1 pseudogene is annotated in these 429 nt (G+C 54.5%); it reads right to left on the reverse strand.

The annotated features are described in order from the left end of the window. Nucleotides 1–83 precede the first annotated feature (83 nt). Nucleotides 84–429: pseudogene (locus EOA85_RS37030) on the reverse strand (histone deacetylase family protein); the annotation flags it as partial.

Consider the following 429-nt stretch of genomic DNA (forward strand, 5'->3'; position numbering starts at 1 on the left):
GCCGTGAGATGGTGCACAATGCGCCTCGTTCGCCGGTTACGAGTGCCCATTTGCTTGAAAACGCAAGGGCGCGCCCTTTGGAGTTAGTCATCTATTGCTCCTAGAAATGCCACAAGATTGTCACCGAGTTCCGGGCAGGGATATCCGCCCTCCTGCAGCATGGCCATAGGTCCATTGAAGTCGCTTATGGCCCTAGCAGCCTTCCGGAAGCCATCGGTGGAGATGTCAAGCACACTGAGCGGATCGCCGCGATAGGCATCGAGGCCAAGCGCAACGAGGAGGACATCTGGTCCGAACTCTCCTATCTTTTGCATGCACAGCGCAATTGCTTTGACAAAGACGGAGTCATCGCTGCCATGATTTAGCGGAAGATTGAAATTGAACCCTTCTCCGGCACCGGAGCCAATTTCATCTGCATAGCCGCTAAAG

The organism is Mesorhizobium sp. M5C.F.Ca.IN.020.29.1.1, from assembly GCF_003997375.1.
In the GTDB taxonomy this organism is placed as follows: domain Bacteria; phylum Pseudomonadota; class Alphaproteobacteria; order Rhizobiales; family Rhizobiaceae; genus Mesorhizobium; species Mesorhizobium wenxiniae.